This is a genomic window from Propionimicrobium lymphophilum DSM 4903, from assembly GCF_000423485.1.
In the GTDB taxonomy this organism is placed as follows: Bacteria; Actinomycetota; Actinomycetes; order Propionibacteriales; family Propionibacteriaceae; genus Propionimicrobium; species Propionimicrobium lymphophilum.
Map to the genome: position 1 here is coordinate 69,296 of NZ_AUIB01000004.1, position 21,346 is coordinate 90,641.

At 60.0% G+C, this 21,346-nt stretch carries 20 protein-coding genes; 12 read left to right on the forward strand and 8 right to left on the reverse strand.

The window, feature by feature from the left end:
• Positions 1-43 precede the first annotated feature (43 nt).
• A complete protein-coding gene (locus G556_RS0102955; protein ID WP_028821703.1) occupies positions 44-1,750 on the forward strand; it encodes a glutamine--tRNA ligase/YqeY domain fusion protein in 1,707 nt (568 codons plus the stop codon).
• Between the two features lie 333 nt (positions 1,751-2,083).
• Here G556_RS0102955 and G556_RS0102960 read toward each other — a convergent pair whose 3' ends face one another.
• Positions 2,084-2,785 carry an NUDIX hydrolase gene (locus G556_RS0102960; protein ID WP_028821704.1) on the reverse strand — a complete coding sequence of 234 codons (702 nt, stop codon included), beginning with the start codon at positions 2,783-2,785 and terminating at the stop codon, positions 2,084-2,086.
• Between the two features lie 69 nt (positions 2,786-2,854).
• Here G556_RS0102960 and nadA point away from each other — a divergent pair, with 69 nt between their 5' ends.
• From nadA to G556_RS10970, 4 genes are all read left to right on the forward strand, one after another.
• A complete protein-coding gene (nadA, locus tag G556_RS0102965; protein ID WP_016454994.1) occupies positions 2,855-3,856 on the forward strand; it encodes a quinolinate synthase NadA in 1,002 nt (333 codons plus the stop codon).
• The gene (gene nadB, locus G556_RS0102970; protein WP_028821705.1) at positions 3,856-5,451 is read left to right on the forward strand and encodes an L-aspartate oxidase; all 1,596 of its coding nucleotides are present in this window, start codon (positions 3,856-3,858) and stop codon (positions 5,449-5,451) included. The genes nadA and nadB overlap by 1 nt, the downstream gene beginning before the upstream one ends.
• A complete protein-coding gene (gene nadC / locus G556_RS0102975) occupies positions 5,448-6,302 on the forward strand; it encodes a carboxylating nicotinate-nucleotide diphosphorylase (protein ID WP_028821706.1) in 855 nt (284 codons plus the stop codon). Before nadB ends, nadC begins: the two co-directional genes overlap by 4 nt.
• Positions 6,303-6,408: 106 nt before the next feature.
• Complete coding sequence (locus G556_RS10970; RefSeq protein ID WP_051176602.1) at positions 6,409-7,017, forward strand: TM2 domain-containing protein; 609 nt, start codon at positions 6,409-6,411, stop codon at positions 7,015-7,017.
• Here G556_RS10970 and G556_RS0102985 read toward each other — a convergent pair.
• The 6 genes from G556_RS0102985 to G556_RS0103010 form a co-directional block, all read right to left on the reverse strand.
• Positions 7,014-9,488: a PEP/pyruvate-binding domain-containing protein gene (locus G556_RS0102985; protein WP_028821707.1), complete on the reverse strand. Its 2,475-nt coding sequence runs from the start codon at positions 9,486-9,488 to the stop codon at positions 7,014-7,016. The two genes, G556_RS10970 and G556_RS0102985, sit on opposite strands and share 4 nt — an antisense overlap.
• Before the next feature lie 38 nt (positions 9,489-9,526).
• A complete protein-coding gene (gene rplI, locus G556_RS0102990; RefSeq protein WP_016454999.1) occupies positions 9,527-9,973 on the reverse strand; it encodes a 50S ribosomal protein L9 in 447 nt (148 codons plus the stop codon).
• 12 nt (positions 9,974-9,985) lie between these two features.
• Positions 9,986-10,222: a 30S ribosomal protein S18 gene (rpsR, locus tag G556_RS0102995; RefSeq protein ID WP_016455000.1), complete on the reverse strand. Its 237-nt coding sequence runs from the start codon at positions 10,220-10,222 to the stop codon at positions 9,986-9,988.
• Between the two features lie 68 nt (positions 10,223-10,290).
• Positions 10,291-10,845: a single-stranded DNA-binding protein gene (locus G556_RS0103000; RefSeq protein WP_016455001.1), complete on the reverse strand. Its 555-nt coding sequence runs from the start codon at positions 10,843-10,845 to the stop codon at positions 10,291-10,293.
• Between the two features lie 110 nt (positions 10,846-10,955).
• Positions 10,956-11,246, reverse strand: a complete 291-nt coding sequence (gene rpsF / locus G556_RS0103005; protein ID WP_024111011.1) for a 30S ribosomal protein S6 — start codon at positions 11,244-11,246, stop codon at positions 10,956-10,958.
• 113 nt (positions 11,247-11,359) lie between these two features.
• Entirely contained in the window at positions 11,360-11,743 is a 384-nt protein-coding gene (locus G556_RS0103010; protein ID WP_028821708.1) for a rhodanese-like domain-containing protein, read from the reverse strand.
• Between the two features lie 31 nt (positions 11,744-11,774).
• On the opposite strand from G556_RS0103010, the gene G556_RS0103015 reads away from it, so the two are divergent.
• The 4 genes from G556_RS0103015 (at position 11,775) to G556_RS11755 (ending at position 16,165) form a co-directional block, all read left to right on the forward strand.
• On the forward strand, positions 11,775-13,049 hold the full coding sequence (locus G556_RS0103015) for an ABC transporter substrate-binding protein (RefSeq protein WP_081675490.1): 1,275 nt from the start codon (positions 11,775-11,777) through the stop codon (positions 13,047-13,049).
• A gap of 95 nt (positions 13,050-13,144) precedes the next feature.
• Positions 13,145-15,097, forward strand: coding sequence for a penicillin-binding transpeptidase domain-containing protein (locus G556_RS0103020; RefSeq protein WP_028821710.1), 1,953 nt, complete (start codon positions 13,145-13,147; stop codon positions 15,095-15,097).
• A 12-nt stretch (positions 15,098-15,109) separates the two neighbouring features.
• The gene (locus tag G556_RS10030; RefSeq protein WP_051176603.1) at positions 15,110-16,036 is read left to right on the forward strand and encodes a mechanosensitive ion channel family protein; all 927 of its coding nucleotides are present in this window, start codon (positions 15,110-15,112) and stop codon (positions 16,034-16,036) included.
• 3 nt (positions 16,037-16,039) lie between these two features.
• Positions 16,040-16,165 carry a hypothetical protein gene (locus G556_RS11755; RefSeq protein ID WP_267878591.1) on the forward strand — a complete coding sequence of 42 codons (126 nt, stop codon included), beginning with the start codon at positions 16,040-16,042 and terminating at the stop codon, positions 16,163-16,165.
• Here G556_RS11755 and G556_RS11385 read toward each other — a convergent pair.
• A complete protein-coding gene (locus G556_RS11385) occupies positions 16,162-16,353 on the reverse strand; it encodes a hypothetical protein (RefSeq protein ID WP_155941727.1) in 192 nt (63 codons plus the stop codon). The two genes, G556_RS11755 and G556_RS11385, sit on opposite strands and share 4 nt — an antisense overlap.
• Before the next feature lie 55 nt (positions 16,354-16,408).
• On the opposite strand from G556_RS11385, the gene G556_RS0103040 reads away from it, so the two are divergent.
• From G556_RS0103040 to G556_RS0103050, 3 genes are all read left to right on the forward strand, one after another.
• A complete protein-coding gene (locus G556_RS0103040) occupies positions 16,409-17,896 on the forward strand; it encodes a CCA tRNA nucleotidyltransferase (protein ID WP_028821711.1) in 1,488 nt (495 codons plus the stop codon).
• A 154-nt stretch (positions 17,897-18,050) separates the two neighbouring features.
• The gene (locus tag G556_RS0103045) at positions 18,051-19,505 is read left to right on the forward strand and encodes an MFS transporter (RefSeq protein ID WP_028821712.1); all 1,455 of its coding nucleotides are present in this window, start codon (positions 18,051-18,053) and stop codon (positions 19,503-19,505) included.
• A 7-nt stretch (positions 19,506-19,512) separates the two neighbouring features.
• Positions 19,513-21,336 (forward strand): hypothetical protein, encoded by a 1,824-nt coding sequence (locus tag G556_RS0103050; protein WP_028821713.1) that lies wholly within the window; start codon positions 19,513-19,515, stop codon positions 21,334-21,336.
• Positions 21,337-21,346: the final 10 nt, after the last annotated feature.

Here is a 21,346-nt window from a genome sequence, read left to right on the forward strand (position 1 = left end):
GCGTATTGGGTAAGTTGTGGGTAACGCTGATAGTTTTGCCTGCATGAGCGAGTCGAAATCTAGTAATGGCGCAGGCGACTTCATCGCCGACATGGTTGCTGCTGACATCGAGGCGGGCACCTACGGCGGCAGGGTGCAGACGCGCTTCCCACCCGAGCCTAACGGCTACCTGCACATCGGTCACGCGAAGGCCGTGACGGTTGACTTCGGCATCGCCGAGCAGTTCGGCGGCATCTGCAAGCTGCGTTTCGACGACACTAACCCGGACACGGAGGACGTGGAATACGTCGACTCCATCATCGAGGACATCGAGTGGCTCGGCTACGAACCCGACGAGGTGATTTACGCCTCCGACTACTTCGAGGACTTGTACGAATGGGCGGTGCTGCTCATCAAGAACGGCCTGGCATACGTTGACGATCAGGACGGCGAAACCATCTCCGCCCAGCGCGGCCGCTTCGGTAAGCCGGGAGTGAATTCCCCCTACCGGGACCGTTCGGTGGAGGAAAATCTTGACCTGTTTAAGCGGATGCGTGATGGCGAATTCGCTGACGGCGAACGAGTGCTGCGCGCAAAAATAGACATGTCTGCGGACGAGATGAGCCTGCGCGACCCGGTCATGTACCGCATCCGTCACGTGCCACACCACCGCACCGGCACCAAGTGGTGCATCTACCCCAACTACGACTGGGCGCACGGCCAGTCGGACGCGCTCGAGCACGTCACCCATTCGCTTTGCACGCTCGAATTCGTTTCACACCGCCCGCTTTACGACTGGTTCCTGTCCCACCTGCCACTGCCCGCGGAGCAGCCCCGCCAGACGGAGTTCGCCCGCTTGGAGTTGACGCACACCGTCACCAGTAAGCGCAGGCTGCGCAAGCTGATCGAGGATGGCATCGTTGATGGCTGGGACGACCCCCGCATGCCTACCCTTTCGGGTCTGCGCAGGCGAGGCTACCCGCCGGCGGCGATCAAGAATTTCTGCCGCGACATCGGAGTTTCTCGCACCAACTCGCGCCAGTCCATTGAGGAGTTGGAGAGCTACGTGCGTCGCGAACTCAACAAGACGGCGCAGCGGCGCATGGGTGTTCTGCACCCGTTGAAGTTAACGCTCACCAACTGGCCCAAGGACGAGGCCGGCAACCCTGTGGTCGAGTATTTCGAGGTGGTTAATAACCCGGAGAACCCCGACGACGGCAAGCGCAAGGTTGCTTTTACCGGTGATCTGTATATCGAGAATGACGACTTCGCCGAGGTTCCCCCGCCCAAGTTCTTCAGGCTGTCGCCGGGTCGCGAGGTGCGTCTGCGTGGCGCATACTTCGTCACTGCCACCGACGTGGTTAAGGACGCCGACGGTAACGTCGTCGAGGTTATTGCCACTTATGACCCCGAGACTAAGGGTGGCGATGCACCCGACGGCCGTCGCGTGAAGTCCACGATGCACTGGGTGTCTGCCCCGCACGCCGTGGATGCCACCGTGAACCTCTACGACAAGCTGTTCACCGCCGATCTTCCTGGAGCTGAAACCGGGGAGCCGCTGGATGATCTGAACCCGAACTCCCGCGAGATTCTGACCGGCTGCAAGGTCGAGGCATCTCTGAGTGACGTCCCCGGCGGCGAGGTAGTGCAGTTCGAGCGCCTCGGCTATTTCGCCAAGGACAAGTTGGCCGAGATGACCTTCCACCGCACGGTCGGTCTGCGCGACGAGTGGGCCGCAATTCAGCGGCGCGCCCAGAAGGCGAAAAAGTAGAATCCAAAACTAGAAACTAAAAATGGCTGGTCTTTTTTCGAAGGCTAGCCATTTTTATTGAACTGGTTTTCAAAAGCAATGCAGCTCTGTTTTTAATCTGGCTGCTCAAGGTCGGCTGCTGCCATGGTTAGGTTTTTCGAGTTCTTTCGCCTGTGTCTCCGTTTCGCTCTCATTGCTTGCGCAATATCGAGCTTCACTCCCGCCACGCCTTCAATGCTCTAAAACCTAACCCTGCCAACAGCCTTGCCTGGAAGATCGGAAACGAAACGAGCCAATCATCGTTAGCCTTCCATACCAGGTTTCGGATTCTAGAAGCTGATGGTTTTGTGTAGCTCAACTCTCCGGCCGAAGAACTGCGAACGGGTCTGTCACCACGAGTTCTTGCACGGCGAAGCGGTACAGCTGCGCGGGGCGTCCACCCTTGGAGCCGGCCGTCGTCTTTTTCGGGAGCTTCTCCAGCTGGCCGCGACGGGTTAGTACTCTTTGTAGGTTCGTCGGGGCGACGTCGTGGCCGAGCGCCGCGGTGTAGATTGCCCGCAGCCCGGCGATGGTGAATTCGTCGGGTGCCAGCGCGAAGGCGATGTTGGTGTAGCTGAGTTTTCCGCGCAGCCGTTCGACGGCGTAGTTGACGATTTCCGCGTGGTCGAAGGCCATGTCTTTCAGCTTCGAAACTGGCAGCCAGTAGGCATTGTCGGGAAGGTCGATTTCTTGCTCGGCCGGAATCAGGCCGAGGTAGCTGGTGCCGATTGTGCGCTGGGCCGGGTCACGGAATGGGTCGGATCTGGTGTCTAGCTGCTCCAGGTATGCGACGTTTTTCAAATTTGTGCGCCGGTTCAAGTGGCGCAGCACCGAATCGCCGATCTGTTCGTCGATCTCCACCGGCCCGCTCGGCAGCGCGGGGTGGCCGGAAAATGGTTCGCGTGGGCGCTCTGAAACCAGCACGCTGAGGTTTTCGCGCACTTGCAGAACCGCCGCGATCGCCTCGTGGCGATACAGGGCAACGCCGCTGTTGTCTCTGGCAGGTTGTCTCGTCACAACAAGGATGATAACCTAAAATTCGGTTTTAGCCTATAAGGCGAAAACCCAAGGATTGGAGTTTCGATTATGACGCAGACACTGAGCGAAAACCGTCTCGCCACCTCTTGGCAGGACGAAGTGCGACGACTAGCCCGTGAGCGCGATGCCGTTATTCTTGCGCACAACTATCAGGCGCCGGAGATTCAGGATGTGGCCGACCACGTCGGCGATTCCCTGGCGCTGTCCCGCATAGCTGCCAGCTCGGATGCGTCGACGATCGTCTTTGCCGGCGTCCACTTCATGGCCGAGACAGCGAAGCTGCTCAGCCCTCAGAAGCGCGTGTTGATTCCGGAACAGCAGGCCGGCTGTTCGCTTGCCGACTGCATCACCGCAGACCAGCTTCGCGCCTGGAAGGCAGAGCATCCGGGCGCGGTTGTGGTTTCTTACGTCAACACCACCGCCGAGGTTAAGGCAGAGACCGACATCTGCTGCACCAGCTCCAACGCTCTCGAGGTGGTCCGCTCGATTCCCGAGGACAAGGAGATCCTCTTCTGCCCCGACCAGTTCCTGGGCGCGCACGTTCGTCGTCGCACCGGCCGCGACAACATCCACATCTGGATGGGCGAGTGCCACGTGCACGCGGACATCTCCCCCAACAGCCTCATCGACGCCGTCCACTCCAACGACGGCGCGAAGCTCTACATTCACCCCGAGTGTGGTTGCACAACCAGCGCGCTTTGGCTTGCCGGTAAGGGCGATCTGCCGGAGGAAGACACGAAGGTTCTTTCCACCGGCGGAATGCTCACCGCGGCCCGCAACGAGACCGCAAAGAAGGTGCTCGTCGCCACCGAGGTCGGCATGTTGCATCAGCTGCGTGCGGTCAACAAGAACACCGACTTCCAGCCGGTGAACGCCGGCGCGGTCTGCCCGTTCATGAAGATGATCACTCCCGAAAAGCTGCTCGCCTGTTTGGGTGAACCCAGCGAAACGAGAGTCTTTGAGGTGGACGTCCCGGAGGACGTCGCCGTCAAGGCGCGGGCCGCCGTGGAGCGCATGATTCAGATTGGAAACCCCGGAAGCGCGGAGTGATGCTCAAGCTAACTGCCAACGCAACAAAAAACTGTGACGTCGTCGTAGTTGGCACCGGTGCCGCTGGCCTTTCGGTCCTGCTGCACCTGGCCCGGGCGGGTGTGGAGACAATAGCGGTTACCCGTGGCTCGCTGCGGGACTCGTCGACGGATTGGGCTCAGGGTGGTCTGGCTGCGGTTTTCGACCGGAACGACGACTTTGAATCGCACATCGCCGACACGCTGGAGGCCGGAGCCGGGCTGTGCGACCCTGTGGCGGTTCGCGAGTTGGTGACGGCTGCCCCTGGAGCCATCAACAGGCTCGTCGAGTTGGGTGCGGTATTCGACTGTGAACCCGACGGCAGTTTCGATTTGCACCTGGAGGGTGGCCACAGCGCCAACCGAATAGTGCACGCCTACGGTGACGCGTCCGGCGCGGAGGTCGAGCGAACCCTAGCCGCCTCTCTCGCCGGTGTGTTGAAGGATTCGCGCGCCCAGGTGTGGGAAAACACCAGGGTCGCTGATATTTTGACTGACGATTCGGGCGTCGCCTGTGGAGTGCGAGTAATAAACGACGACGGCGTCACGGACGTCCTGGCCGAGGTCGTCGTGTTGGCAAGCGGGGGCATCGGTCAGCTTTGGCCGGTGACGAGCAACCCGCAGGTGGCCACGGCAGACGGAATCGCGGCCGCTTTCCGTGCCGGCGCCCGCGTTCGCGACCTGGAGTTCACCCAGTTTCACCCCACCGTTCTGTTTGATTCGCAGTCCACAAAGCGCGGAATGCTGATCTCCGAGGCCGTGCGTGGGCATGGCGCAAAGCTGATCAATTCCGCCGGTGAGCGGTTCATGGCTGGCAAGCATCCGCTGGCTGAGCTGGCGCCCCGAGACGTCGTATCTGCGGAGATCATGGCCGAGCTGGAACGCAGCGGCGAGGCCTGCGTCTACCTAGACGCCACCGAATTCGGCGACGATTGGCGAACTACTTTCCCGCTCATCCTGCAGCTTTGTAACAGCCGAGGCGTCGATCCGATCTCCTCCCCCATCCCGATTCATCCCGCAGCGCACTATTCCTGCGGGGGTGTCGAGGCGGATCTGGACGGGCGCACCAGCGTCGACGGGCTCTACGCGGTTGGCGAAGTGGCATCAACCGGAGTGCAGGGTGCCAACAGGTTGGCTTCTAATTCATTGACGGAAGCTCTCGTGGCCGGCGATCGGCTGGGCGCGGCTCTAGCGTCTGGGGCTTTCCCCTCTCCTGGCACGCCGGTTGCTCGCCAGCCAGAAGATTTCGTCTCGGCGGAATCGATCGAAAAGATAAAGTCGAATATGCAGAGCCATGCATTCGTCACCCGCGACGAAGAGGGTCTGCTGCGCCTGAGCGAAGAGCTCGGCAGGCTGGGCACCGGTTGCTACAGCGATCGCGCGCTGACCGCGACGAATCTGGCTACCGCCGCCGAAATAATCGGCTTCGCTGGTTTAGGTCGGGAGGAATCGAGGGGCTGCCACAGGCGCAGCGACTTCCCCGACAGGCGGGACGAGTTCCGCTATCGGCAGGCCGTCGTGCGCGGAGTGCATGGCATGGAAATCATCAAACAACCGATCACCGGAGGCCTCAAATGAGCGACTATTTTGCAAGCGACGTTGAGCGGGCTGTCGACGCCGCTCTGGACGAGGATTTACGGCTCGGCCCCGACGTCACGACACAGACCACCGTGCCAGCCGACGCAACCGGCGTCGCGTTGGTGGTGGCCCGCGAGCCGGGCGTGATCTCAGGCGTTACTCCCGCACTGCTGGCGGCCAAAAAGGTCTCCGAGCGGCTGGGGACGCCCATCGAGGTAGAGAAGGTTTTGGACGACGGTGCCCGCGTTAAAGAGGGCGACATCGTGCTGAAGGTCAGCGGCCCGATTCAGGCGATCCTGACAGCCGAACGCACGATGCTCAACTTTTTGGGCCAGCTTTCTGGCGTCGCCACGGCAACCGCGCGCTGGGTGGACGCCGTCGCTGACACCGGCGCAAAGATCCGCGATACCCGAAAGACCGTGCCTGGCCTGCGCCTGCTGCAGAAGAAGGCAGTCGTAGATGGCGGAGGCGTTAATCACCGAATGGCTTTAGGCGACGTCGCGCTCATCAAGGACAACCATGTTGCGGCGGCCGGCGGCGTGAAGCAGGCGTTCGATGCCGTGCGGGCCAAGGCTCCTGATGTGCCCATTGAGGTCGAGGTGGACACGCTCGAGCAGATGCGCGAGGCCATCGACGCCGGCGCAGATCTGATTCTGCTGGACAATTTTACCCCCGAGCGGATGCGCGAGGCCGTCGAGATTTGCCGTGCTGCCAACGTGAAGACCGAAGCCAGCGGCGGTTTGCATTTCGATGTAGCGAAGGCGGTTGCCGCCAGCGGGGTGGACTACATCTCCATCGGTGCCCTGACCCATTCCTCCAAGGTACTAGATCTGGGCCTGGACTTGCAGTAGCAGAGTTGGAAGACTGTTCGCGCCGCAGAAAATTTAGTTGGTAACATGATTTTTGGGCCGGCAAACCGGCTCAGATTCTAGCCCTTTCTAACTAACTGGAGAATCGATGAGCCAGGACAATTTTCCTTACGGCCAGGACAACAACCGGGCCCAAAACAACGAGAATTATCTGTACGACAGCTACCAGCCGAACCCGCAAGATAACGACCTAGACCTAAACCTGCGCAACGAGCAGCCCAGCCAACCAGATTTTCAGCAGTCGGGAGCCTCTCAGCAGAATTTCTCCAACCCTGCGCCTACGGATGCTTACCGTCAGCCCGGATACCAGACGGCGGTGAATCAGCCTGCGCAAAGTCAGCCCGGCTATCAGCAGCCGCCCGCCTATAACCAGCAGCCGAGCTACGGCAATTTCCAGCCCAACTACGCCGTCTCGCCGGCTCAGCAGTACCCGCCGGCCCAACAAAAGTCGAAGGTTGCTGCCGGCCTTCTCGGAATTTTCTTCGGCTCGCTGGGCATCCACAATTTTTATACCGGGCGCACCAATATTGCTCTGATCCAGCTGATTGGTTTTCTCGGCAGCTTTATCCTCTACATAATTTTCATCGGCCCGCTCATTCAGATGGCCATCGGCCTTTGGGCATTCATTGAGGGCATCCTCTACCTGTGCGGCTCGGGCTCCTACGCCTACGACGCCAAGGGCATCCCACTAAATTAACTGCAGCAGATGACCTGCTGGGTGGCGATGTCGCTGTAGAGCACCTGACCATCCAGCTTCGCCACGTGGAGGACGTCGGCCAGGCTAGCTAGGCCCGGTTCGACGTCCACCAAATGATTTGGCAGGTCAGTTATCTTTTCGATGTCGAAGACGACGTCCCTAGATTCGGTGAACAGGGCCAGGTAGAACATTCCCTGCTCGACGATCTCCTGGAAGAAGTGGCTGCCTTGGCTCAGCTCCGGGCGGAAATTGCCCTTCGGGTAAGTGAATTCGGCAAGCACCCCGGCGTTGTTCAGCTCCGTGAAGTGGCTCGGCACGCCCAGCGAGGGAGTTGTCGTCCCCCAGCGCCCAGGCCCGGCGATCATGAACGACGTGTCCGAAAGCGCGCGGTTCAACCGCCCGATTCCGCGGGCAACCGAGTAGCGCTGCTGGGTGGAAAGCTGCAGATAGGCTTCCGGACGCACGATAACCGCGTATTCGATGGGCATCCGCACATTGCCGCCCATGAAGTTGCCGCGCTGCTTGATCAGCACATCTTTCGGGTCCTTCGGCATCTGGACGCGGCTGCCCAGGCCTTTTGTCTGTAAAGGACGGCACTGAACCAGGTTGATTAACGGGACTCCTTCGGCGTCGATGTTCACCGTGAATTCGGTGTCGACCGGGTAGTCGTACGCATTCGCCAGGGTGGCAAGCATCTCGCGGATGGTTTCGGCGAAGTCCGTGCCCTCCAACAGGCCCTTGAAATCCAGCACCTTCGGGGTCTGATTCAGCTTGCGTCCGGCGTGGCGAAGCCGCATGACGGTTGGGTGGTCGACGGACGCGAACAGCCTCCAATCGGCGTCGATCGGGGTATCGATCAACGTGTTGAGCGCGATCGTCGAAAGTTTAGAGTTCTGCAGGTCGAGCACGTCCACGTATCGCTGGCTGTGGCTGCTCGGGTCTCGGACGTCGACGGGCAGTTCGGGTTTGTCGAGCGCCACCAGCTTCGGGTAGTCGCTGAGAGTGCGGTCCACCGCCCTAGTGCCGAGCCCGAACACCAGCCGCATCAACCCGGCCTGCGGGTCTAGCGTGGCGTCCCACACGTAGATGTTCGACGAGTTTCCGACACCCGCCGCGTGCGGAAAGAAGAGGTCGCCGTGGCGTGCTCCTGATACGCGCTGGACGAGGATCGACATCTGTTCTGGCGACTGATCCAGGCCCCTGTTTAAACGGTAGACGAGCGCCTCGTCGCCCATGACCGACGCATAGACGGTTCGGATGGCGTCCTCAAGTTCCTTCAGCTGGTTTTCTCGGCTGCCCTGATTGGTGCAGAATACGGACTCGTATTTGCCCGCGAACGCGTTTCCGAAGTTGTCCTCGAGCAGTGAACTGGAGCGAACGATGATCGGTGCCCCATCGAAATATTCCAGCATCTGCGAGAATTTTGCTCGCACACTAGGCGGAAACGTGCCGTTTTTTAGGGCTGCGTTCAACTGGGCTCCAACTGGAAAATAGCTGGTGGGAGTCTTCTGCTCGCTCCACAGCTGCCACAGATCGTTGGCGATTATGTACTCGAAGAACAGGTCCGAGCCGAGGAAATAAGAATCGTGGGCCTCCATTTTGCCCTCGAAGTGCCCCGTGTGCTCCAGAATCGAGCGTGCCACTAGCACGCCGACGGACTTTCCGCCGATCGGCCCAGAGCCGATCTCGCGTTCCGCTATTTTGACGGCGTCGCCCAGCGTCATGTTGCGTTTCGCCAGCTCGACGAGGTCGCCCTCGGAACCCATCGTCGTTTCGATTAGCAAGTCGCGGTTCGCCTCCCCGGTTTCTCCGGCGGCAAGCAATCGTTTGGATTCTTCAATCAGCGAATTCCAGCCGTCCAAGCCAGCTGGGTCGACGACCGTAGGGGTTTCGACGGCCTCGCCCGCTAGATTTACCGGCCCAGGACTCTTCCGTAGCCAGAGCTTCAGCGGGTTGATTCGGCACTCGTCGCCGAAGCCGAAGACGTCGCAAACCACCTGAGCGCTGTCCAAAATCTTGTTCAGAGCAGGGTTTGTGTGGGCGCTCTTTTCCAGACCGAACGCGCTGACCGCGTTCAGCTCAAAAAGCCGCTGGGAGGTCACGTGGAAGAAGTTCGCGATGGAAAGATCGGAAAGCCAGCTCGATTTAAGTTCGCTCAGCGGATCGAAGACGTATGCTCCGCCGGTGCCATTGCCCAGCAACAAACGATTTATCTGGGATGTAAACGACTCGAAATTGTTAGCTTCCAGCTCAAAAACCCGGACCTCGGAATCCAGCAGAACAGGGTTGGAACCGAACCGCACGTAACTGACCTCGACGCCATCGTCGAGAGCGGCACCGGCGAATGCCCTTACCAGGGCTAAGTATTCGGAAAAATCCGAGTACTGCCAGACGACGTTATCGCCTGGCAGGAAACGTCCCAAGACGTGATCGAGCCCAGCAAAACCGGTACTTAACCGTTCGTAGCTCATGGCTAGAACATACCGCGCTTTGCTGGGCTCAGATAAATTTACGCAGCCACGACCTCTACGGTTACGTGGGCAATAACAGCGTCGGTCAGTTCGATCTCGATGGTGTGCTTGCCAACCTGCTTAACCGGCTTGGCGGTGGAGATGATGCGACGATCCAGATCCGGGCCGCCGGCCTTCTTGATGGCCTGAGCCAGGTTTTTGGTGGTCACAGCGCCGTACAGGCTGCCAGACTCGTCAGCGCGAGCCGGGACGGTGACGTCCAGGTCCTCGAGCTGAGTGCGAATGGCCAGAGCGTGCTCATTGTCGCGAATGGTCTTCGCGGCGCGGGCGCGCTTGATGCCCTCAATCTGCTTTGCGGTGCCGCGGTTGTACGCAATAGCGAGGCCCTGCGGAACCAGGTAGTTGCGGCCGTAGCCGTCACGAACGTCAACGACGTCGCCGGCGATGCCCAGGTTTTCGACGGAGGCGGTCAAAATTAGCTTCATTTTATTCCCCTCTTATCGGTTGTTGGACGTGTACGGCAGCAGTGCGAGCTCACGCGCGTTCTTGATGGCGATTGCCACCTTGCGCTGATCCTGAACGGACAGGCCAGTTACGCGACGGGCGCGAATCTTGCCACGCTCAGAGATGAACCTGCGCAGCAGCGCGGTGTCTTTGTAGTCAACTTCGCCGATGCGCGTCGTCTTGACGGGCACGACCTTCTTTTTGCTCACAATCTTGCGACGATTTGCCATTGTGGTGCTCCTTAAATGGGCCCGGCGTGATGCCGGAATGGTCTCGGATAATTACTGAAATTTATGGATCAGAACGGAGGCTCTGAGCTCTGTGCGTCGGCCCAGGGATCTGGGTTGGTGCGGTTGAAGCTCTCGTCCTGGCTAGGCTGCCAGGAGTTGCCGCCGTCGGAGGGCTGAGAGAACTGCTCGCCAGACTGGGACTGATCCCAGTTGCCGCCGCCAGCGTTGAAACCGTCGTTGTAGCCGCCGGACGAACGCCCGGAAGTGCGGTTGACGGTTGCGGTGGCGTAGCGCAGCGAAGGACCGATCTCTTCAACGTCGATCTCAATGGAGCGACGGTTGTTGCCCTCGCGATCTTGATACGAGTTGCTCTTCATCCTGCCGCTGACGATTACCCTCGAGCCCTTGGTGAGGCTGTCGGAGATATTCTGCGCCAGGTTCCGCCATGCAACACAGTTCATGAACAGAGCCTCGCCGTCGCGCCACTGGTTCGTGGTGCGATCGAACGTGCGCGGAGTGGATGCCACGGTGAAGTTCGCCACAGCGTCTCCGCGCTGGGTGAAGCGGATCACCGGGTCCGCCGTCAGATTGCCGATGAGAGTGATGATTGGTTCACCAGTCATTGTCTGCCCTTCCAGTTGTGCTGCATTGAGTAATAGCTAGCTTGCCACCAGCCACTGACAATTTCGGATCTGGAATCTGAAATTGTGGATAACTTATGCAGCAGCAGGCTTTACTTGCTGTCGGTGCGCATGACCTTGGCGCGCATGATCTTCTCGTCGATAGCCATCAGACGATCGATCTCGGAAACAGTCGCCGGCTCGCAGGTGAGCTGCAGAACGGCGTAGATAGCCTCGGCCTTCTTGTTGATTTCGTAGGCCAGACGACGCTTGCCCCAAACGTCAACGTTGTCGACGACACCGTTCTCGCTGGTAACAACCTTGGTGTACTTCTCGATCAGCGCGGGAACCTGACGTTCGTCAACCGCGGGATCGATAATGACCATAATTTCGTACTTGCGCATGCTTGACCCCACCTCCTTCGGACTAAACGGCCACGAGACGTTCCCGTGGCAGGAGGGATATTGCTTGCGAAAGCTAATAGTACCTGCTGAAAACTTCCAAAGTCGAACGTGGGTTACTTCGGCTTGCCAGGCACCAGCGGCTGGCCGTCGGCGACCCAGGCCAGCAGGCCACCAGCCAGCGACTTAGCGTCGAAGCCCTGTTCGCGAAGCATATGCGCGATCGCCGACGCGTGCTTGGGTGTGGCGCTGACCACGACGATGGTTTTGTCGGTCTCCGCGAACGGGTCGTTGGCCCAGATGGCGTCGACGGGAGATTCGCGCAGTGCGCTCAACTCGACGAACTTGGCTCCGGGAATGTGGCCCCGCTCGTAGTCAGCCTCCGAGCGCACGTCGATGAAGACGCCGCCCTCAAGACGCGCCTGTAGTGCGTCCAACAGGCTGAGTTCGTCTGGCCCGGGCTCGGGCGCGGCCGGCTTGAACAGATCGCTAAATGCCATGAGCCAAGCTTAAGGCCTTAAACTTGCACCCATGAGAATTTCTCGGTTGCCCTGCGCTGTGACGCTCGCTTCTTGCCTGGCGCTATCTGCGTGCCAGTCGCAGCCACCGCAGCCGGCCCCATCCACGCCGTCGTCGACGCCGGTGAAGGTGAAGATGCTGTGGTGGGGAACGCAGCAGGAAGAAAGAGTGCTTAACGACCAGATAGCCGGGCTGGGGCTTGACGTCGAGGTCGAGAAAGTGGCCGCCGACGAGGTGGAGGACGTTCTGGCTGAGCGCGTCGAGGCCGGGGACACGCCCGATATCGTTCGCACGCTGCGTCCCCGAGAGGTCGAGACCAAAGAGTTGAGCATGGAGTGGGACTTCGTCGACGAGGCTAAGGCTGCGGCAACCGACGACGGTTCGCTGATCGCCGCCCCCTACGACGCGGCCATGACGGCTACGTACGTGAATAGCGACGCTTTCGCCAGGGCCGGCGTCGATGTGCCACCTTCCGGGCATCCGTGGCGCACCTGGGAGCACCTGATAGCCGACGCCGGGCGCGTGAAGGACGCAAACGGCATGGCCAACGCTTTTGCGATAAGCAACGATCCGCAGACGCTGGCCGCCTTCTTCGGCAGCTACGACAATTCTCTGATGGGAAAGAACCCGCTGCACGTGTCTTTCGACGGCAACACCGCCGTCAAGAGCCTGAAAAATCTGAAGGGCTGGGTGGAATCTGGAGTGTTGAACGCCGATGTCTTCCCCAAATACGTGGAGCCGGACCCCGATGCGACTCCCACACCCTCTCCTAGCGCCTCGTCCAGCGCGACTCCGAAGCCTTTCGAGCCGGCAACCGCGACCGCTCTGCAGCTTTTCGAGCAGGGCAAAGTGCCGGTGGTGATAGTGCCAGCCAGGACGCCCGCGCCAAGCAATTCCGTCCGTGTGGATAATCCCTGTCAAGAGGTCTGTGGTGGCTTGCCGCAGTTCAGCTATCTCGCCGCGCTGACTCCAGACGGTGTCGCCTCTAAAGTGATCGAGGCGCTTACCAGCGTGGACGCGGATTCGGCGCGCGTCCAGACAACCGGCGGGCTGCCCGTCCATCCGGAGCTAATCCCGCAGGACAAGCAGGGCGAAGAGGGGCTGCTCGGTGAGTACGCCCGGCTGAGTGTCCAACAGATGTCCAGCGGCCTATCCCCCATCACCGCAGGCTTGACGGATTGGCCCGGCGAACAGATCGCCAAGCTGTTGGCCGATGAAGCCACCGAGCTGGAGGCAGCCAGTCAAATGCGAGAGGTGTTGACCAAGAGCGTCAAGGCTTATGAATAAATAAGTTCCTAAATGCCCTTCCGCAAAGCGCGGGTAAATAAAAATGTCGGTGCTCACCGATAGCCTTGAATCGTAACTTCGACGATTGGTAATCGATGGCACAAAAGATATTTTCCAGGCTAGCAGCGGCCGCTCTGGCTTGCCTTTTTATTGCGGGCTGCAGCAAGCCCGGATACACCCCGCCCGATGGTGCCGAGGAGATAGGCGAGGCTTTGGCAAATGTGCTAGCCAGCGGCCAATTCAATGGTCTGCAGGTGGCCGGCGATGCCCAGGCGGCCGAGGCCGATTTCGACGAGGTTATCGCGGGAATGCAGGGGCTGCGTCCCGAGGTTAAAGTTGGCGAGATCAAATACGAAGGCACGATGGAAAACCCGGCGGCTCAGATCTCGCTGAATCAGAACTACACGTTCAGCCGCAACGTTGAGCCGCAGGACGAGTCCGCCAGCCCCGAGCCCACCCCTTCAATTAGCCGTTGGGCCTTCACCAGCAAGGCGAATCTGGTCTACGAGGGCGGCTGGAAGGTGTCGTGGACCCCCAGCATCGTCCACCCGCAATTGGACGAATACACCCGCCTGGTTTACGAACGGACCAGCCCAAAGCGTGGCATCATCACGGACCGTAACGGAGCCGCGATCGTTTCCGAGCAGCCGGTATATAAGGTCGGTGTCGACAAAACCAAGCTGAATGGTGCCGATGGCGACGAATCCGCGCGCAGACTCGCCGAGTTGGTGAAGGTGGACGTCGACGCCTACGTTTCTCGTTTCCAGGCCAGTGGGCCACAGGCATTCGTCGAGGCGCTCACCGTGCGCTCCGAAAAGCTGCCCGAGGGCATCGAGGAGATCCCGGGCGCGATCGCTCTGGGCGCCAACATGCCCCTTGCCCCGTCGGAGAACTTCGCCGGCAACATCTTCGGCACGGTTGGCGAGGCAACCGCAGAGGAGATCAAGAATTCCGACGGCCTGCTCAGCGCCGGCGATCAAGTGGGCAAACAGGGGCTGCAAAAGAGCGCAGACGCCAGGTTGCGCGGAGACACCGGCCACAAGATTTCGCTGAAGTTCCGAAAGAGCGTCAGTAAACAGACCCAGGAGGAGCTGGCCAAGCCGGCCACTCCCTCGGCAGAGCCCATAGTCGAGGCCGATCTGTTCTCGCTTTCCCCTAAGGGCGGCGAGGCCGTTCAGACGACTCTGAATATGTCGATCCAGACTAAGCTCGAGGCCGCGCTGGCGAAGTCTTCGGGCAAGATCGCCGTCGCCGTCTTGGACAAGGATGGCGGAATCCTCGCCGCCGGCACGTCACCGGATGTTGGGAGCCAACCGCTAGCCACCGTCGGGCAGTTCCCGCCGGGTTCGACGATGAAGGTCGCTAGTTCTCTGGCCTTGCTGCGTCGCGGCGAGAAACCGACGTCGAAGGTGGACTGTTCCGAAAAGGCCGAAGCCGGAGGCCGCGAATTCACCAATTATCCGGGTTACCCCAAGGTGTTTATCGGAAAGATCTCGCTGGCCAATGCACTCGCCCAGAGCTGCAACACCGCATTCGTCAACGCGAAGATCACCAGCAAGGAGCTCAGCTCGGCGGCAGCCAGCCTGGGCATGGGCGTGGATTACGACGCTGGCTTCGACTCGTTCTACGGTTCCGTGCCCGCCACCGAGGACCCGGTGGTGGCCGCAGCCAATTCCTTCGGCCAGGGTCACGTGCTTGTCTCACCGATGGCGTTGGCCGCGATGTCCGGGTCCGTGAACTCCGGCAAATCGCTGGTCGCCCACCTGCGCACGGACGTCGTCCCCACCCTGGATGCCAGCCCGATCACCGAGGACGAAGCAGCCCAGCTCAAAGAGATGATGGAGGGAGTGCTCAAGGGCACTGGCTCCAGTTACGCTAAGTGGTTAAGCGGCGCCAAGACCGGCACCGCGGAGTTCGAAGAGGGGTCCGAAACCAAGACCCACATCTGGGTGACAGGTTTCTCTGGCGACATGTCAGTAGCGATAATCGATTATGACGCTAAGGATGGCAAGAATTTCGAGCCGATCCTAACCGCTATTTTCAAGTAGTTAAGGATATTGATGATTCCCGCACAGATTAAGTTCGTTTGGCCCCAAACCCTGATCGAGATTTTGATCATCCTGGCGATAATCATCGTCGCTCGCTGGGCACTGCGAAAGGCTGTGAAGGCGCTGGTCCATACAGCCGAAGCCAACCCAGCTAAGACGTTCAAGCGTCTGGGTGCCAAGGCAACCAAGACCATGAAGGGTTCCAAGGACCCGACGGAAATGTTCATGAGCGTGGATCCCAAGGAGGACGAACGACGTCACGCGCGCATGAAGACGCTGGCGTCCATCCTCAACTCGGTGATCACGGTTAGCGTCGTCATCATCGGTTCCTTTTGGCTGCTGCGCGCGGTGAACATTGACATCACGCCGGTGCTGGCCTCCGCCGGTCTGGGTGGTTTGGCGATCGGCTTCGGCGCGCAAAGCCTGATTAAGGACGTCATCAGCGGCACCTTCCTGATCCTCGAAGATCAGCTCGGTGTCGGCGACATCATCACCATCGGCGACGTCACCGGCACAGTTATTGCAATGCAACTGCGCGTCACCCAGGTTCAGGACATGAATGGCGAGATGTGGTACATCCGCAACGGCGAAATCACCACCCTGGGCAATATCTCGCAGGGCTGGTCGAACTCCGTCATCAGCATCCCGGTCAATATTGACGAGGATCCTTTCAAGATCATCAATCTGCTCAAGCAGGCAGTCAAGGAGCTCGAGGGCGATCAGGAGATAGAGAAGGTGCTGCTGGATGAACCCGCAGTGCTTGGCCTGAGCAATTTCGATTCTTACATTGCCAACTACGGCATATTGGTCAAGTGCCGCGGCAACCAGCAGTGGGGCGTCGAGCGCGCGATCCGAGCTGCCTCCCTGAAGGTGTTCCAGGAAAATGGCGTAGACACCCCCGCAACTCCGGTTCGCACTGTGGACGAAAAGTCGAACTAGAAGTTGAGCAATAAGCAGATTTGGGGGTCTGCCTTAGTCGCGATCTCGTCGATAGTTTCCATGAACTTTGGTGCGTATTGGGCGAAGACTTTGATGCTCGAGGCCGGTGCCGACGGCGCTGCCGTTTAACCTCGAGCTGATCGTGCTGTCGAAAATCCCGTCTCCGGCTCTTCGCCATTCTGCAGGCCAGCGCACCCGGCGATCGCATCTTTGATGGCTTGGCTGGTCATCGGTGAAACACTTTCGACGCTGTCATGGCTGGCCATCGCAACCGTCATCGGGGCGGCGCTCGGGGCCACAGTGTCGACTTCTCGCAACTAGCGGACGCCTCGAAACTTTATCTGTCGGTGGTTGAAGCTAGAATCAGCGCTTATGGCCATGAAGAAAGCTCTCGCTGCTCTGTTGCCCGCGTCCGATGTTGTAAATAAGATCGGTGCGGCTTTCGGCGACGCCGGACACGAGATTTACCTGGTTGGCGGTTCAGTCCGCGACGCGCTGCTTGGCACGCTCGGACACGACCTAGACTTCACCACCTCCGCGCTCCCGGACGACACCGAGAAGCTGCTTCGTTCTTTGACCAGGCAGACTTGGGACACCGGCCGCGAGTTCGGCACCATCTCGGCGAACATTGCCGCCGAGGGACACGTTTGGCAGGTTGAGGTGACGACGTTCAGGGCTGATTCTTACCGGTCGGATTCTCGCAAACCCGAGGTGGCTTTCGGCGAGAACATCGAAGAGGACCTGATCCGCCGAGACTTCACTGTGAACGCTATGGCGCTGAACGTCACCGGCGGCAAAACCGACGAGTGGCGATTCGTCGATCCGCTGGCCGGCATGGAAGACCTGGCTGATCAGCTGCTTCGCACGCCCGCCAGCCCGCAGGTCAGTTTCGGCGACGACCCGCTGCGCATGATGCGCGCCGCCCGTTTCTCCTCCCAGCTCGGTTTTTTGGTCGAGGAAGAAACCCGCAAGGCGATGGGTGAGATGGCCGAGCGCATCGACATCATCAGTGCCGAGCGCGTCCGTGAGGAGCTGAGCAAGCTGCTGCTCACCGATCGTCCCCGCGCCGGCCTGGATCTGCTGGTGAGCAGCAAGATCGCGGACCGAGTGCTGCCGGAACTGCCCGCAATGAAGCTAGAGCGTGATGAGCACATGCGTCACAAGGATGTCTACGAGCATTCGCTGACCGTTTTGGATCAGGCGATCGAGCTCGAGAAATCTCGCGACCTGATGGACGGCAAACCCAACCCCAACCACGAGCCAGACCTGACGCTGCGCCTGGCCGCGCTGCTGCACGACATCGGCAAACCCGTCACCAGGGCATTCGAGAACGGCAAGGTCACGTTCCACCACCACGACGTGGTCGGCGCCCGAATCGCCAGAAAGAGGCTGCGCGCCCTGCGCTACTCCAAAGAGACCGTCTCGGATGTCAGCAAACTGATCGCGCTTCACCAGCGTTTCCACGGCTACGTCGAGGGCTCGTCTGGCGGCGCAACCTGCGGATGGAGCGATTCCGCGGTCCGTCGCTACGTCCGTGACGCCGGCGATCAGCTCGAACGCCTGCACATCCTGACCCGCTCGGACTGCACAACTCGAAACCGTCGCAAGGCAGATCGGCTGCGCAGGGCTTACGACGAGCTTGAGTTCCGCATCGACGAGCTGGCCGCCCAGGAGGAGCTGGAGTCGATTCGCCCCGAGCTCGACGGCAACCAGATCATGAAGCTGCTAGATATCGCGCCCGGCCCGATGGTCGGCAAGGCATACAACTACCTGTTGAGCCTGCGCCTGGATCAAGGGCCGATGGGCGACGAGCGCGCGGAGGAAGAACTTAAGAAGTGGTGGGCCCAGCAACAGGGCTAGCCAGCACGGCTATTTTCCATTTACTAGCTATTGGCAGCTCTTTCCGATAGAGTTTTCCGGCTGTTTACTCAGCATCTTTCGCGTCTTGGCCGACGCACTAGCCACATCGATGTCGTTTCTAGGGACGCCTGTGGCTTTTTGGTTAGGAGAATTCATGGATGACGACATTATTCGCGTAGAGGGCGTGGATAGGGTTTTCTCTAGGAAGAAGATCCTGATCATTTTGCTCTTTGGCCTGGCGTTGGCCATGATGTCGATTAGCTCTGTTAACGTCGCGCTGCCGTCGATTCAAAAGTCGATTGGCGCCTCGGATACCGATCTTCAGTGGCTGCTTTCCGGCTACGCTTTGACGTTCGGCATCGTGCTCGTCGCAGCCGGACGAATCGGCGATCTGCTCGGGCGCGGCATCACCTTCATAATCGGTATCTTTCTTTTTTCGACTTCTGCTCTGATCTGCGGTTTGATTCACGATCCGGGCCTGCTGAACATTACACGCCTGGTGCAGGGCATCGGCGCGGGGTTTTATTCGCCGCAGACCAACGGCATGATCGTGCAGTACTTCCGCGGCCAGGCGCGAGCAACAGCTAACGCGCTGTTCGGCCTGGTGGTTTCCGTGGCTGTTGCGATCGCCCCGCTGCTCACCGGCTTCCTGATCCAGTGGTTCGGCCCCGACTGGGGGTGGCGGGCGTCCTTCCTGTGGAGCTTCCCGGTTGGTGTCGTGACGATGATTCTGGCCATAATGTGGCTCCCGTTTGAGTCTGAACGACGTCTGTGGAATCACCGCAAGCTCGGCATGGCCCGCGCTGCTCGCTTGGACCTCGACCCGGTCGGCATGATCCTGATGGCGCTGAGCGTGATGTGTGTCATGTTGCCTTTCATGATTAAGACTGCGCTTTCGTTCGCGCTTCTGCCGCTGGGTGGCCTGCTGCTTTACATCTGGTACCGCTGGGAGAAGGCGTACAAGAAACGCGGCAATCAGCCGATGGTTGATCTGCACCTTTTCAAAGTCCGTTCGTTCACGAACGCGACGATGGTTTCCGGCATGCAGTTCTTGGGCGGCACCTCGGTGTTCGTCATCATCGCGCTTTACCTGCAGAACGGCCTGGGTGCCAGCGCGCTCGTCTCCGGTTCTATCGGCCTGCCGAACGCTATTGGTTCTGCGGTTGCCGCGATGATCGCCGGACGTAACGTGCTGCGCCGCGGACGCACGATGACGATGCATTCGCTCGGTATCTACATCGTCGGCCTGCTGATGCTGATCACTTTGATCCAGTTCGTGCCCGCTATCAGCTACTGGTGGCTGTCGATTCCGCTGGTGTTCACCGGCGTCGGCGTCGGCGCGTTCAACTCCGCTAACCAGACCCTGTCGATGCTCGAGTTGACCCCTGACATGGGTGGCACAGCTGGCGGTGTCAAGCAGACGATCGAGCGCACCACAACCGCGATCGGCAACGCGATGCTCACTGCGATCTGTTTCATGTTCGTTGCGCAGGGCTGGCGGATCGCGGCAACAATGGCCTATAGCGTCATCACTTTGATCATCGTGCTTTCCTTGTTGCTAGCCTGGTACGACAAACGCAAGTTGGGAGACCCGGAGCCTCTCGCATAGGAGCCGAATGGGACGCAGGATCAGCCTTTTCCTGGTCGTCTTGATGACGATCTTGTGTGCTGGTGCACCCTCTTTCGCCGATGAGCAGGCTCCTCGGCTCGACGTCGTTGTGACGCAGATGAGTCCGCAGTACGTGACGACCACGGGCGAAATATCCATCATCGGCACGGTGAAGAATCCTGGCACTAGCGCGTTGAACAACGTCTCGGTGGGGCTTTGGCGAGACGCCACCCCGCTCACCACTCCGTCGCAATTGAAGACTGCCCTCGATCAGCCCGGTGGTGGAGCGGTAAGCAACGCCTCTGGTGCCAGCATGAACTTGGGCTCTGTAGAGCCAGGCGCGACCAAGAATTTCAAGGTTTCTGCGAGCCTAGACCCGGGAAACGCCAGCGAACCTCTTTGGCTAAGCCAGCAGGATGCCGCATATCGGATCGGCGTAGAGGCCCGCTCGGATGGCCTGCTGGTTGGCGCAGCGCGAACCGCCATCGTCAACCCAGGCAGTTCCGCAACCACCGCCCAGCTAGTCGTGTTGAACTCGAAACCCGCGCTGAATCCGCTGACCCACACGCCCGACTCCGAGCCGGCGACCGCTGACCTGCTGGACGCTGACGCGTTGAGCGCAGACCTGAGTCAGCGACTGGAGCCGCTGCTGAGAGCAGCAGACAGTTCCGATGTTCTGGTGGACCCCGCGCTTATCGATCAGCTCACAGCGCTCGGCACCCCGCAGGCGACGGAGTTCCTAACCCGCTTAAAGGCTAGGATCTCGAAGTCGGGTGCCTATCGGGGCCTCTACAATTCTCCGGATGTCGCAACTGTTCGCGCCTCTGGTACGGATAAGTGGCTAGATGCCGCCAACCGCGTAGACGCCGAAGGGGTCGTCGAGAGGCTGCCGTTGATTGTCTCCGCTGGTGAAGTTAGCGGCCAGGATGTCGAGGCGTTGGCAGCTGCCAAGCCCGTTGCGGTGCTCGCTAGGAATTTGGTTACTGGTCCTGCAGTTCTGGATGGCGTCCGTTTGGTGGCGGCGGATTCCGTGCCGTCGAATAGTTTCTCTGCGGCTGGTATGCGTGCCCGGCAGCTGATTTTCGGCAAGGAAAATCCGCTCGTCACGCTCGTAGCCAGTCCGCAGGCCATCGTTGATTCCCGATCGGGTTGGCTCGAAACGGTCTCGATCGACGGCCTGCTCAGCTGCCAGCCGGAATCGGAGATCAACCTGTCCTCGACGTCTCAACCCTCCAAGATGCCCGATACCGAGGTCCTCAGCCGCTGGGTGACTTTCACGGGTAACTCGAAGAACTACCAGAAGATTCTCGATTCCGTCGCTAACGCTTATGCCTCTAGCGCGTTCACTGGCTCGCAGCGCGATGCCTGGCTTGCCAAAGTGTTAGAGCCTGCGCGTGCGCTGGACAACCCCAACGCCGTCCAATTGCTTGCCACGGACACGGTCACCACGTCTGAAAAGGACAACGCTTTGCCGGTGACTATCGTCAATTCGACGGGCTCTCCTGCGCTGCTTCGGGTCAGGTTCGACTCGGATAACGACCAGCGTGTGTGGATTAATGACACTTCTTTGGTCGAGTTGGATGCCGGTGAGCAGTTGACCCTGCGCGTGAACCCCCACTCGAAGGCCAACGGGCCGGTGGAGGTGAGGGCCCAGCTGGTTCTGGAGGACGGCCAGCCCATCGGTGAGCCGGTCTCGTTTCTGGTGACGGCCACGAAGGTCGGGAACGTCGCCTGGGTGTTAATCATCGCCTCCGGCGCGGTGCTGTTGACTGTCACCGCATGGCGGGTTCATCAGGTAAGACGCAAAGGTGCCACGCACGTCGAGGACTAATAATGTGCCG